This is a genomic window from Raoultibacter massiliensis (genome assembly GCF_900199545.1).
Taxonomy (GTDB): domain Bacteria; phylum Actinomycetota; class Coriobacteriia; order Coriobacteriales; family Eggerthellaceae; genus Raoultibacter; species Raoultibacter massiliensis.
This window is the reverse complement of the sequence record NZ_LT962671.1, coordinates 981,686-995,978: the sequence shown is the minus strand read 5'-3', so window position 1 is coordinate 995,978 and position 14,293 is coordinate 981,686. Positions and strand designations below refer to the sequence as shown.

Below are 14,293 nucleotides of genomic sequence, written 5' to 3'. Positions count from 1 at the left end.
GAAAGGACGAAGCGATATGGCTTCTGAGCGCAAACAGCATACCGAAGAGATAACGACATTGAACCAGAGCAGGGCGGCGCTGTATCGATTGCTGTCATCGCTGTATTGGCAAGAGCTGACGAGCGAACAGATCGAGCGGATCCGATGCTCGGATGTCGGCTCGCTCGATCTTGGCGATCGGGATATGGATGACGGATGGGCGGATATCAAGTCGTATCTTGCGAAATGCAACTCGGGAACACGTCAGGAACTGGCCGTCGATTACGCCCATACGTTTCTTGCCGCTGGGAACAACGACGATAGGATGGCTATCCCCTTCGAGTCCGTCTTTATGTCCGAGACGGGCTTGCTTATGCAGGGGCCGCGCGACGAGGTGTGCAAGGTATACTACGACGAGCATGTTTCCCCTATGGACGATCTTCGTACGCCTGAAGATCATATTGCGTTTGAACTGGAGTTTCTTGCCGTTATGGCAGAGCGCCAAAACGAGGCGATCGAAGCGGGCGATTGCGATGAAGCGCTTCGGATCGCCGATGTGCAGGCGTCGTTCCACGAGCAGCATCTTTTGAACTGGATCGATGTTTTTTGCGATGCCATCGAAGAGAATTGCAGAACGCCGTTTTACCAAGGCGTTGCCAAGTTTACGCGAGGATGGGTGAAGCTTGACGGTTCAATCATGAACGACGTCGGCATTGAGCTGCGCGGCGGATGCGAGCAGGCTCTTTCGCACTAGCTGCAGGCGGCGATCCTTATGTCTATTACGCGTCGTGCGATGATCTCGGGAGCGTGCTCGATCGGCATCCTATCGGCTTTCGGGTGGGCGGTGAGCGCTTTTGCAGGCGAGCGCAAGTTGCTGAGACCTCCGAGTGGCCAAAGCGAAGAAGCGTTCATCGGTGCCTGCATCAAGTGCGGAAAATGCTTGTCGAGCTGTCCGCTCGATTGCATCCAGCCAGCGGGCCTCTCGGACGGCATCGTCAACGCGCGGACTCCTTATCTTGATTTCAAACGGGGGTACTGCGATTTCTGCGGGAAGTGCGTCGGGGTGTGTCCGACCGGCGCGCTTGAGGCGTGGGATGGCGATTCTGAGCCGCTTATCGGTGTTGCTGTGGTCGAAGCGGCCAAATGCGTCTCGTGTGAAAAATGTGTTCCTGCTTGCTCCTACGAGGCATTGTCGTGGAACGACGAGAGCAGGCTACCTCTTGTCGATGAATCTCTCTGCAACGGATGCGGAGCATGCGAATACGCATGCCCGTCTTCCAGCCTTAGCTATTACGATGGCGATGGCAGACGAGCGATTCGCGTTGTCGGAAGCATGGTGTCATGATGAAGATGTCGCGCATGCGAGCGCTCGTTGCGCTTGTCGTTATCGGTTTAACCATCGGGTCGTTCGTGTTTCGTCTCGGGTTCGGGTCGTATTCGTCGTTCGGCTTCGGTGGCTTGATGTACGCGTGTCCGGTGGGCATTCTCGAAAGCATGCTGAGCACCAAGATTCCCACGTGGAGCGGTGTTTTTTGCTTCGCCATCGTGGTTGTGATCACCCTTATTGCAGGCAAGGCGTTTTGCTCGTGGATATGCCCCACTCCTTGGGTGCGCCGTATCTTCGGCGTGAGGGATTCGAAGAACGACGATGCGCGCTTGGGAAGCAAATGCGCTTCATGCTCCTGCGATCAGCTGGAAGGGGAGCGAAAGGTTGCTCATCGTGCAGCATGCAGCAAGGATCCGTTACCCGCAGTTGGAGGCAAGCGAGACGGCAGGCTTATAGACGGGCGCCACGGGGTTCTTGCTGGCACCTTGCTTTCAAGCTTCGTTTTGGGCTTTCCCGTCTTCTGCCTCGCGTGCCCCATAGGGTTGACATTTGCCTCCGTTTTAGCGATTGGCTACGCGTTTTCCCAGCACGTGTTCATGTGGGACTTGATCGTGTTCCCCGCTGTGCTTGTTGTCGAGTTGGTTATTTTCGGATCGTGGTGCTTTAAGGTATGCCCCGTATCTGCCATGCTGTCGCTTCTTTCGAGCAGGAAGCGAATCGTTCGTCCGCGCGTGGGCGAAGACGCTTGCCTGAGAACGCAAGGGGTGGATTGCCGCGTATGCGTGGATATCTGCCCTGAAAAGGTCGATCCCCATAGCCTCGATATACCCGAGTGCACCCAGTGCGGTGCATGCGTTGACGCTTGTCCCATGAGGGCTATTTTATTGGTTCCCAGTGCCAAGAGGTGAGGGCTGCGACGGGTTTTCGGGGGAAGATGATCCCTTCGTTCCATCGCTGTTTCTTTTGCGCCCCGTTCGGAGCGAACCCGTTTACGATGGCGTCTCCTTAAGAGTTTGCACCTCTGTCGCTGCTCTTCTGAGGCTTGGCTCAATGCCGAGCCAAGCCCCTTCACTCATTGTCGGATGGCTTTCCGTATGGCGGCATGGATCGCGTCCGAGACGCTGTTCTTGTCGCCCAGCACGTAGACCTTCTCCGCCTGCGACTTGTGCGGGGCGATCACCTTCGAGACGCAGAGGGTTCCGTCCGCCCCGTCGTCCACCAGCAGGAGGGGGGAGGCGCTGATGCCGCCGAGCGACGAGGCCACGAGGGCGTCCGCGTACTTGCCCTCCCGCCCCGCCGTCGCGACGGCGTTCCTGCACGTGAAGCCGTTTCGAAGCGCCCACTCCGCCGTGAGCTTCGAGGTCTCGTAGCGGGTTTCCCCGCTGAAGCGGACGGTCGCCGCATGCTTCTTCAGCGCCTTCTCGGCGCTCGCGGAGACCGAGTACCCGGAGCCCATGACGAGCACGGTGTCGAAGCCTCCCTTCCGGATGGCGTCGAGCGTGCCTCCCGAGAGGCTCCCGTCCGAATCCGCGAGGAAGATCGGCGCCTTCAGGCGGTAGGCGAGGGGGGAGGCGGAGAGCGCGTCTGCGGCCTTGGAGCCGGTGGCGACGATGGCGGTGGTCCCCCAGCCGCCTCCCCCCGCCTCGTGGATCTTGAGCGCCGTGTCGATGCGGTCTTTGCCGCCGACCCTCTCGGCGTTGCCCCCTACGAGCCTCTTGATGTCGCCGAACGTCTTGTCGGAGACCGCGTTCTTGTCGCCGAGGACGTAGGCCTTGGCGGCCCCGAGGCGCTTGATCTCGGCTTTCGTCTCGGGGGTGAGGGAATCGGTGTCGGTCAGGAGCACCTGGCCCCCCTTCACGCCGGCGAGCCCCGCCGCCGCAAGCGCGTCGGGGAAGTTGTCGCCGCGCGCCACGACGACGGTCCCGCACGACCCGCTTTGCGGGAAGGCCCGCTGGGAGACGAGCGCCATCGTCTTGTAGCGGTCGGCGCCCCCGCAGCGCTCTGCGACCGCAGGGGCGGGTTGGGGGTCGGGCCCGGGTTCCGGTTCGCCGGCTTCAATGGTAAACGTTGTTTGCGCGGTGCCTGTATAATTTCCTGCACCCGTCACTGTCACAGTCGCTATTCCGATCGCGCTGTTTTGGCTATAGGAAACTTCGAAATCGGTTCCTCCCGTAAGCGCTACGCCCCCGAGCGAGACGTTCACGTTCGGTTCAATCGCTGAGCCAGTATGGGGAAATGAGTACGAAGATAGCTCTACCTTCGCATCGGCAAGCGAGGTCGGTGCAATCTCGAACCCGATGGTCTTGCTGCCGCTGTATTTCCCTTTTCCTTCCGCAATCGCAGAAGCCGTTCCCGCGTTGACGTTTCCGTCGTATCGCAGGTCGTAGTCGACGCCCGTTTCAAGCGCCACACCCGAAAGAGCCAGCTCGACGCTTGGTTCGATTGGAGATCCCGTGTAGCATTGGTCCTTTATTTCTTCTGCAACAGCTTCCCCGATGTCTTCAGTAGGCCGCTGCTCGATTGTGGTTTTGTCCAGCTCAATGCTTTCGATCGCGTTACCTGCCGAATCCCGTAAAACAAGATCGGGTTCGCCCGAAGAGCAATCTGCATACAGTTCGTCTCCGTTTAGGTCAGTGGCCTGCACGGTGGCCGCGTTTCTCAAATCGGAATCTTCGGCCGTATCCATGCTTGCCAGGCGGCAATCGGTGACCGTGCCGCCCGAGAAAGATACCTCGACAGCGGACGCGTCGTATTCGAACTCGAAAGACCCTTCTCCGTTGCTCAAGAAATAGCCATAAGGCTCGAATGTTTCGCAAGGAGAAGCGGCATCCATCTCATGCAGCATATTGCCGTCCAGATCGCGTACGTACGCGGTTTGGACGCCCTTGACGGCCACGGAAGCAATGGTGCCGCCTTCGCTGGCTTCTAGAGACTCCGACCGGACCGAGCGAAAATCGGCTTTCCCGCTCATCAGCTTTTTAAGGGTTGTCTTATCTCCGTTTTTGTCGAGGATCTCGAAGTCTTGTCCGAACAGGCGATTTTTGTTTAGGTTGATTCTGGACTCACCATATTCAATGACGTAGTATTCGCCCGTTTCCGAAACGGACAATCCGCTCATTTCTGCATGAGGCAGGTATAACCTGTCTTTTTGGAGCAAGCTTTCTTCATCCAGGAGTTTGATGATCTTGTAGGTGCCGTTCAAGGCACCCCAGGCGATGTCATCGGAATCGACGAATTCCTTTCCGAGATTGAAGAATTTTTTGATGTTCACGCCCGACTGCAAACCCGTTTGGGCGTAATCGTCGATCGTCACAGTGCATTTTTCCCCTTTGATTACATAGAGGTCGCCGCCCCAGCCGCCATTCAGCTTCGAGGTTCCGTCTCCGGCAACGATGGTGTCGTTCCAGTTTCCCGTTTTGGCTTTGTCGCTCCCCGAACCGGCGTCTCCCAGAAGAACCAGCTGGGTGAACCAATTCTCCGAATCGTTCCAAACGGAATTGAAGGAATCGGGCTTGCTTGTTCCGAGCGATAAGACAATGCTCTTGGAGAATAGCGAGAGATCCGGTTTCCCTTGCACGGCGCTTGCGAGCGTGCTGAAAAGAGCGGAGGGCTCCATGGAAAAGCGGCCGGTCGCCCGTGAGCTTTCCTCCCTCAACAGGTTGTTGAATGTAAAGGCGCCGTCCACGGCGGAGTACATCGAGCAGATATCAGACGCGTCATCGGAAAGCCCGTTGTCGGCAACCGAAATGGACGGGTAGGACCAGAAATTGTCCATCGCGTCGCGCAGGCCGAGGATGCCCGAAGACAGACGATCGTCGTAATAAGTTGGCGTATAGTAGTGGGTGCAGGCGATGCCATCCACGCCCGTATAGTTTGCAAGATCTAGGTAGCTGTTGATGACCGCCGCGTCGTAGCCTGCACCCGAAGCGTTGAAGATGCAGCCTTTCGCCCCTGTCAGCGTGCAGACATAGGAGGCAAGCGAACCTCCGTATTCGCTTCCCGTGATGAACATGCGATCGGCTCCGTATCGGTCCGCATATGTTCGATAAACCTGCAAGGCGTTTTTCAAGTGCTCGTCCGCGGTCTTCAAGTCCATGCCATGATGGTTCCCGAACGCGATGATGCAGCCGCTTCCGCTTTCGATGACGACATAGTTCGGCGAAAACGAGTACTCCAAGACGCGGGCGGAGTCAAGCTCCTGGTCGATGAGGTCGCAGCGCTTTGCGTCCGATCCTTTCCATATCGGCCGATCGTAGAAGCTTGCGGCCTCCGTCCATTCGGAAAGCTCGCAGCTCGTCAGTTCCCGTAGGATAGACGACTGCCCGAGCACGCCCTCGGTACCGCCGCTCGTCACGAACGCCGCGAGTTCGCTCGCGGCAACGGCGGTGAGGGGATCGGGCTCGATCCAAGGGTCCACGACGGGCTTATCCGGAATGCCGTTCGGATCGTTGCTGGCGTATCCGTTCGGTATTCCCCTCAGAGTGGGATAGGGGTAATCTTCTGGCCCCATCCCCCAAACGTTTTCGAAATCAAAGCCGGAGAACAAGGATGCCTTTTTCATACTCTCCTCATCCAGCGCCGTACATTGAGCGGTTGAATCGATTATGGCTGCTTCGAGGGTGGCGCTTTCCAGGGAATAGTTGTCCGATGACGGAACCGCATCCCCATGGTTGTCGCCCCTTGCCCATATGTGGCCGACTTTCGTTTTTGCCGGGTTGTCTGACGTCGCATGCAGGTTTCCCCTGTTGTAGCATCGCGCAACTTCGACGGAATCCATATTTCCGCTGCCTTTTATACCTCCGGCTGATGCCGAATCGTATTCGAGGTCGCCGTTCGTGTTGATCGCCCTTATTTCTCCCGTGTTGAAGCAGTCCGTGATCACGACATGGCTGATGTCTGTCGATGATTCGCCCGCTATGATGCCGGCCGCCACCTGATAGGTTCCTTCGACGTTCGTCGTATTGGAGCTCTCTACAGCTCCCGTGTTGTAGCATTGCCGCACGGTTTGCCCCCATGCGCAAATTCCTGCCACGTAGTTGCTTCCACGGATTTCCCCGGCATTCATGCACTTTTCGAAGGAGGAACATGAGAATCCAGCGATCCCTCCGGCGTATCCCGAGGAAGAGGCCCCTTTCGCAGTCGCCGTAATATTCCCATAGTTCGCACACTCGGAGAAAGACGATCCGTTCGTACTCGCATAACCGCAGATTCCGGCGGCATCCATTCCCGAGACCGCTCCGTAGTTCGTGCATTTTCGGATGGAGACCTCGCTTCCGTCGAGTTCTCCGCATATGCCCCCGCTGGTCAGGTCGAAGCCGCAGCCAACCGGGCTCGTTACGGAGGCGCGGTTGGTGCATTGTTCGATCAGGCTGTTTCCCGAAACGCTGCCGCATATGCCCCCTGTGCGCGTCCAAAGGCCATCGCCGGTGTCTTCGGCGTACACTGTTCCTTCCACGGTGCAGTTGAAAATAGTGGAGTCTTTTGCATGGCCGCATAGAACGCCGATGTAGCGTATGGAGTCGTTGGTCCGTTCGTGGTCCACGAACTTGATATTGGCGTTTTCGAATGCGAGATTTCGTATGGAGGCGCCTCTTATAGCTCCGAAGAGCCCAGTCAGGGCTTGCCTGTTATCCGGTTCGTCGATAGATATCTTCATCCCATCGATGACATGCCAGTTGCCTTCCAGCTCGCCCGTGAATCCATCGGCTCCTATGTTCGAGCCTCCAATCGAAAGAGTTCCAGAGTAGCTTGAGAGGTCGATATCGTCCATGAGGATGAATTTTCCGTCGAGGTCGTTTTCGATGGCGAGAAGACCATCGACATCGTAGATTCCGATGAAGCCGTCGGGGACCTCGCTGAGTGGACTTTCGAAAAGGGAATACCCTATCCCGGGTTCACCTGATTCGTTTATTGTCTCGGCTTCCGCCTCTCGGGGACAAATTGGAAGAAGGGATGCTGTAATGGCGATAGCGAGAAGGGCGGCGAGAAAACGCTTCGAAGCTGCCATTGTCACTGATCCTCCGATCTGTTTCCTGTTAAGTTTTATCCTGAACATACGGTTTTCCAATATGTACTTCTTTTGCATTCCAGAGGATACAAGCATTTTAATTACTCGATGGCTTTCCGTATGGCGGCATGGATCGCGTCCGAGACGCTGTTCTTGTCGCCCAGCACGTAGACCTTCTCCGCCTGCGACTTGTGCGGGGCGATCACCTTCGAGACGCAGAGGGTTCCGTCCGCCCCGTCGTCCACCAGCAGGAGGGGGGAGGCGCTGATGCCGCCGAGCGACGAGGCCACGAGGGCGTCCGCGTACTTGCCCTCCCGCCCCGCCGTCGCGACGGCGTTCCTGCACGTGAAGCCGTTTCGAAGCGCCCACTCCGCCGTGAGCTTCGAGGTCTCGTAGCGGGTTTCCCCGTTGAAGCGGACGGTCGCCGCATGCTTCTTCAGCGCCTTCTCGGCGCTCGCGGAGACCGAGTACCCGGAGCCCATGACGAGCACGGTGTCGAAGCCTCCCTTCCGGATGGCGTCGAGCGTGTCTCCCGAGAGGTTCCCGTCCGAATCCGCGAGGAAGATCGGCGCCTTCAGGCGGTAGGCGAGGGGGGAGGCGGAGAGCGCGTCTGCGGCCTTGGAGCCGGTGGCGACGATGGCGGTGGTCCCCCAGCCGCCTCCCCCCGCCTCGTGGATCTTGAGCGCCGTGTCGATGCGGTCTTTGCCGCCGACCCTCTCGGCGTTGCCCCCTACGAGCTTCTTGATGTCGCCGAACGTCTTGTCGGAGACCGCGTTCTTGTCGCCGAGGACGTAGGCCTTGGCGGCCCCGAGGCGCTTGATCTCGGCTTTCGTCTCGGGGGTGAGGGAATCGGTGTCGGTCAGGAGCACCTGGCCCCCCTTCACGCCGGCGAGCCCCGCCGCCGCAAGCGCGTCGGGGAAGTTGTCGCCGCGCGCCACGACGACGGTCCCGCACGACCCGCTTTGCGGGAAGGCCCGCTGGGAGACGAGCGCCATCGTCTTGTAGCGGTCGGCGCCCCCGCAGCGCTCTGCGACCGCAGGGGCGGGTTGGGGGTCGGGCCCGGGTTCCGGGGTTTGTCCGACGATCCTGAAAGACATCCAGGTATTGCCCGTAAACAAGCCCATGCCCGACGCGCATACGTAAGCCTCGCCCGCGTCTGTGTTCTGCTCATAGGAAAGCGCGTAATCGACGCCTTCTTCGAGCAGTATGCCGTCATAGGTCATTTCCACGCTTGGAGTGATGGGGTTTCCCGTCCAGTTCTGGTCTGGGATATCAGAGCAGTCGGCATAGTAGATATCGATTGCTTCGGCCGAAGTGGATGCATCGATGTCTTCTTTGGTGATGGGCAGGGTCCCAATTTCGCTTTCGGAACCGTCTCCATTCATGCCTACGAGCCGAACATCGCCATCGGTTCTGATCTCGACGCTGTCGAATTCGCTTGGATCCACTCCATCCGAATACTTGATTCCCTCGTCTATGCTGCCGACTGCGGGGCTTGTCATGATGCGGCTCATGGTTCCGTTTGACAAAACGACATTCACCTTCGTTGCGTCGTAAGCCGCATCGACGCAGCCCGTCTCGCCGCAGCATGTGAAGGAGCCGTACGAATCGCAGTAGTCGAAATCCGCATTGGAATCGAGCGAGAGCAACTCGTTGCCCGTTGCAACATCCTGGACGCTCACCGTCACATCCGTTCCTTGGAAGTGGGCGACAACCGCATTGGATGCGTCCGTTGCCGGATCACTTTCCAAAAGGCCCGTGGTTTCCCTTACCGTCTTCCCGTTTTTCTCTCTGTACAGGTCTTCGAGGTTCCTGCCTTCCGCTTTGCGGGCGTTCTCGCCGCTTGCACTGGCATCGATGATCAGGAAGTCGCGCTTCAGGAAGAACCGTTTCTGCACCTGCACGGTGCTTGTACCCGCTTTGATCTCGTAGTAATCGGAATTGGGGAACGGGGCATCGACAAGCGTCACTTCCATGTCCGCAAACGAGCAGTTCCGGAACACGATGGTATCTTGCTTCGTGTCCTTCAGGATCTCGACGGCGGAATCGAGCACATCTTCGAGGCCGTCTTTCACTTTATCGGGCTGTTCGAGGTTGGTGAACACGATGGTTTTCATCACGCCCATGAGGCCCTTGCAGAGAACGTTGCCATCCGAAGCGCAGGTGTCGCTGATGCGGACATCGGCATCCTCTCCGATGACATACAGGTCGGAGCCTTCGTTCCCGATAAAACGGGAGGAGCCGGAACCCGCCACAAAGATATCGGCCGTCTGCCCTCCCCGCATGAGATCGCCATCGCCTGAACCCGTGTAGATGATCTGCGGGAGGAACATATCGTAGGGGCCGATTGCCCCGTCAACGCCTGTGAGCCTTGTGTCTTTGCCGGTCGTCCCGAGTGTGAGCTGGATGCTTTTTTTGGCGAAGGAAAGATCGGGTTTGCCCGTATCGAGGTTGTTGACCGTATTGGCTATGGATGTTAGCACAGCGGGCGTATCCGCTATGTAATACGTCTTCGCCTCGTAGACAGGAGCTGATTGAACGGAATTGCACAGAGCGTAGCCCTCTTCGGTTGTTTCATACAGCGAATTCAATCGGTATTTCGAACCGTTCGGATTCGCATTGATTTCAGCCGATCCGATCACGTCTGTTCCGTAGCCGTAGAGAAGCCTCATCGTCGAGGCGTAATAGTTCGTGCACATCGGGCTGTCGATCCCTTTGAAATTGTTGCCGTCCACGAACTCACCTTGCGTGAGCCAGGAGAGCTTTGCGCCGTAGCCCGCCGAGGCGTTGAAGACGTTAGCGGGGCTGCCCGAGGTGTTGGACACGTAGGAAGCCGCCATGCCGCCCAGGAAGCAGCCCGTCACGTGTATGGGGGAGCTGGGGTTCGCCTGCCTCACTTCCTGCGAAACGTCCATGGCGGCATCGAAGCAGCCTTTCGTATCGCTTTGAAGGATCGAGTTGAAGGAATCCGCGTAGGTGATAATCCCTTTCGGGTCGAGCGCCAGAACAATGTGTCCCGTATTGGGGTCCTTGAGCGCCACGTGCTTTCTCGCGCCTTCTCCTTCGGCACTGACGAACTCGTATCCTGCGAGGACTTCCCCGAAGAAATCCGAGTAAGTTTGCTCCCGACCGTCCCAGATGGTTTTGTCCTTCGAAAGGAAAGGGGCGGATGCAAGGAAATCGTCTACGGTTTGCCCGACCCAGGAGGAACCGGGATTGAAGCCTGCGAGCTCGCATGCAGCGAGCTGTGCGAGTGGCTCGGTGGCAGGGTATCCCGAATGGCCCGAATCCGGCGGCTGGCTATTTGAAGCCACCCGCAACACGGGGTAAGGATAGTCTCCGCTTCCCATCTGCCATACGTTTTCGAAGTCCCATCCAGCAAAGGATGACTGTTCTTGCATGGCGGAAGGGGAGAGCGGCTGCCCGCTGTCATTGTCGTTGACATGATGGGCTGAGAAGATGCTGGATGATGGATAATAGCACGAGATGTAGTGATTATTGTTTTCTACGAAATATTCATCGAATGCCACAATGCCACTTGCATATGAAAAATCAGTGTCTTCTACTCCCGCCATCGGTATGGATACGGCGGAAGAGCTACCGATGCTGTAGCAGCGAGCAACCTGCTCTTCAGCAGGAGGTTCGGGGCTGCTTCCGCAGTATAAACCTATGATACCTCCAGCATAAGCCTCAGAGCCAAATTCTCCATCTGCGATAGCCTTAGCGGATACATCGCCGTTATGGTAGCAATCTCTAACCCCTCCGCTTGGGCTGTTAAAGTAATAACCAACGATACCACCCGCCATAGCGTTGTAGGAAATATTTTCAACAGATATGGATCCTATACAATAGCAGGAGGAAATCGAACCTCTCGTCTCGCCAACCAGACCGCCGGCCGCTTGAGTGCGATGCCGCGTCACCATATCGGAGGGGGAGATGATTGCCACATCAGCGATACTGCCACATGAGGAAATATCCCCCGAACTAGAATATCCTGCAAGTCCTCCACACCAAATGGAGGCGTCTGCCTGTACGGACACCTTACCCTCGTTTTTGCAGAACAATAAGCTATCATAATGAGTACTGTATTCAGCGGTTATGGAGCCGACTACGCCCCCGACCATGGCAGAATCCGAACCTGTGTGCCCTTGCAGGTGGTTTGCAACGACAATGGTTCCATAATTAATGCAATTCGTTATGGTTGGGGACTTGTAAGCTATCCCCGCTATGCCGCCAACATAGAGATTGGCGGATGTTGAATCGGTCGTTATGGATACATCACTTGTGCAATTGTCAAATGTGGTATTTGATGCATCGGCAGCGATTCCCGCCACATTGTAGTCGCTTAAACCGAACACATCAATTCCCGTAAGCGAAACGGAACCGGAAACCATCAGGTTTTTGAACGTAGCGAATTTCACCGCACCGAAGAGTCCGGCGTAAGCGCTATGGGTGTCGTTCATTTCATTTACCGTGACATGAAGAGACGTGATTCGATGTCCGTTGCCGTCAAGCGTGCCATTGAATTCGCTTTTGAACCGTCCGATCGGATCCCATTGCAGACCGGATAGGTCGATATCGTCCATAAGGATATAGTTGGCATTAAGGTCGTTTCGGATATTGTCGAGATCTTCGGCGGTATAGATTCCGATATAGTCTTGGGGAACACTGTCTATCTGTTCAACAGGCACCACGAAGTCGTTGCTTGTTGCTTCATCAGCATATGCCGTCTTATCGTTCAAGCTGATGTTGAAGCCCAAGAAGCATAGATATAAGACGATAAGCGCCGCCATGTAAAAACGTTTTTTGTTAACCGTTCCCATTCCCGCTCCCAACCCAATTCGATTAGCGTTTTAATTATAAATGGGTTTGCGGTTTCTTGGTGCTGAAGGTAGCCTAACGGTCCATGCTGAATGAAAAAATGCTTGCGGGAAGAAATCCGTGGGCAAAAGAGCTACACACGTTGCCCCTCATGCGAATATCCAGACCTAAAGGTAGCGGATCAATGGATATCAATCTGCGAAGAAATGTCGAAAAACAAAATCTTGATCCAGGTGCCTCTCGGGAAATTAGATTAATCCCCGTCTGGTCAGCTCGCCTCGTGGCGGGTTGCCGCCTTCTCCTTTTCTAGGCATTCTTCGAAGATCGCTAGAAGCTCTTTTCTGCTGTTGATCCGCAGCTTCTGATAGATGTGGTACACATGTGTCTTCGCCGTATGCGCCGAGATGCAAAGCGTCTCGGCAATATGCTCTGCACTGTACGCCTTGAGTGCCAGCTCGAGGATCTCTGCTTCACGCGAGGTGAGCGAATACTGCTCGACAAGGCCGGCGCACGAGCGCTTCCATGCGCCGGCCCTCCTCGAAGCGCCTTCGTCATCAGCTTTCTGGGATACGCTCTCGACAGACGATGAGGAGGCGGCTGAAGCAGCGTCAGAACCTTCAGTGCGATCCCTTTCTTCCCGAACGAATGTAACGAGAACGGCGAGAATCGCGATCATCGCCAATTTTGCATACTGGAGCAAATCGGGAATAGCCGATACGGCAAACGTCGCAATCGCCGCAAGGGAGCCTGCCAGAAGCCCTTTTACAAAGGAGCGCGATCCTAAAACGATAGGGTAGAGGGGAGGTACGGAATATTCCTTGGAAAGAAAGCAGTGGGTATCGAAAGCGAATGCAACGAACATCGCGCACCCGGCGAAGATCAATGCATACGTAACAGCGGCAAGATTCTCGCTCACCATCGTCCAGGGCAGAAGGCCGACGACGAAAACCGGAAACACGCTGCGTTGTATGACCCCGATCTGCATACGGTTTTGATTCTTCACCATCAACCAGAGAGATACGGCGGTGCCTGCGGCGAACCCTAAGGAACCCGCAATCCAAAGCGAATCGCCGCCAATCGCCTGCGATTCGTTGACTTCGCCGACCACCAACCCGACGGTGATTCCGTACAGGACGAAAAACCAACCTGTTTTAGAGTTGAGCATAAGCCTGTCGAATGCTTGAGCAGCCAAAAGCCTCTCAGGGTTGTCGGTTTCGACGAGACCTTTCGCATAGCAGACACCGCACAGCGATCCTGCGGCTGAAAGGGCGATGAAGCAGATGACGCATGCCCACATCCCGATAAGGGACATAGTGCAAAAGAGCATGATTCCGCAGATCATCGATGCGCATAGGCAAACGGCAAACGTGGTGCGCTTGAACCCTGCCGCAAACTCAAGTGCCAAAAGCGCCGTTACGCCGATGGCGTAGCCTCCAACGACCGAGGCGATAACGGAGAGGACGACAGAAGGGAGGTAGCCGAACGCATGAGCGGCTCCGAGGATCAGGGCCGCAACGGCGCATGCGGCGCCTCCGACGATGATGACCTTCGCCCGTTTCTGGAAATCCTCAAACGCCGGAACGCGAAGAACGGTTACGTATGCCAGGAGCAGCCCCGAGACGGCGAATGCTTCGGGAAGAAGGTTCGCCAAGGAAAACGTTTCAATCCGAACGGTTTGCGGTGCGGCAAAAAGAAAGAAGGCGATGCCGTACCAGGCGAAGACGAGATGCGCAACCGAATACAGCGACAAAAGCAGTTCCCTGTCGCTCTCGGCACTCGTTACCCGTGCTAAATCTATCGTATGGGAAAGATCGGTGCTGTGGCTCACGTCGTCCTCCTGCCTCGCGTATCGCACGGGGCATGCATTGCATTGCGTTGATTTGATTGCTGTGTTGTTCAGCTAGGCGCCTGCCCGCGATGAACCCCCGATTTGCCGCAAAATCATCGCATCCCATCGCAAGTCGCCTTGAACGGTTGCTAGCATAGCCTATTCTGCGGCACATGAACAGAGCGGCCGGGAGTGGGCATATATGTGCCGAAAGCCCGCATAATGGTTTTCCATATATCTTGAACTGGGAAAATGCCCTTCTACTACTTTTCGTGCTAGATACGTGGTATGTACTGCAGCTCTTCGAAATGCGTCTTTTCTTGCGATTCGA

Annotated in this window: 6 protein-coding genes; 3 read left to right on the top strand and 3 right to left on the bottom strand. The window is 56.5% G+C overall.

Features of this window, described 5'->3' with window-relative positions:
* The first annotated feature begins 16 nt into the window (after positions 1-16).
* From C1719_RS08385 to C1719_RS08375, 3 genes are read left to right on the top strand one after another with little or no spacing between them, the layout of a single operon-like run.
* Entirely contained in the window at positions 17-733 is a 717-nt protein-coding gene (locus tag C1719_RS08385; RefSeq protein WP_102374689.1) for a TorD/DmsD family molecular chaperone, read from the top strand.
* A gap of 18 nt (positions 734-751) precedes the next feature.
* Positions 752-1,324 (top strand): 4Fe-4S dicluster domain-containing protein, encoded by a 573-nt coding sequence (locus C1719_RS08380; RefSeq protein WP_102374688.1) that lies wholly within the window; start codon positions 752-754, stop codon positions 1,322-1,324.
* Positions 1,321-2,214, top strand: a complete 894-nt coding sequence (locus C1719_RS08375; RefSeq protein WP_102374687.1) for a 4Fe-4S binding protein — start codon at positions 1,321-1,323, stop codon at positions 2,212-2,214. Before C1719_RS08380 ends, C1719_RS08375 begins: the two co-directional genes overlap by 4 nt.
* 164 nt (positions 2,215-2,378) lie before the next feature.
* Here C1719_RS08375 and C1719_RS08370 read toward each other — a convergent pair whose 3' ends face one another.
* The 3 genes from C1719_RS08370 to C1719_RS08360 all read right to left on the bottom strand — a co-directional run bounded on the left by C1719_RS08370 (position 2,379) and on the right by C1719_RS08360 (position 13,962).
* Complete coding sequence (locus tag C1719_RS08370) at positions 2,379-7,313, bottom strand: cell wall-binding repeat-containing protein (RefSeq protein ID WP_180963537.1); 4,935 nt, start codon at positions 7,311-7,313, stop codon at positions 2,379-2,381.
* A 101-nt stretch (positions 7,314-7,414) separates the two neighbouring features.
* A complete protein-coding gene (locus tag C1719_RS08365) occupies positions 7,415-10,843 on the bottom strand; it encodes a cell wall-binding repeat-containing protein (RefSeq protein WP_180963536.1) in 3,429 nt (1,142 codons plus the stop codon).
* 1,559 nt (positions 10,844-12,402) lie between these two features.
* Positions 12,403-13,962 carry a helix-turn-helix transcriptional regulator gene (locus C1719_RS08360; protein WP_102374684.1) on the bottom strand — a complete coding sequence of 520 codons (1,560 nt, stop codon included), beginning with the start codon at positions 13,960-13,962 and terminating at the stop codon, positions 12,403-12,405.
* Between the last annotated feature and the right edge of the window lie 331 nt (positions 13,963-14,293).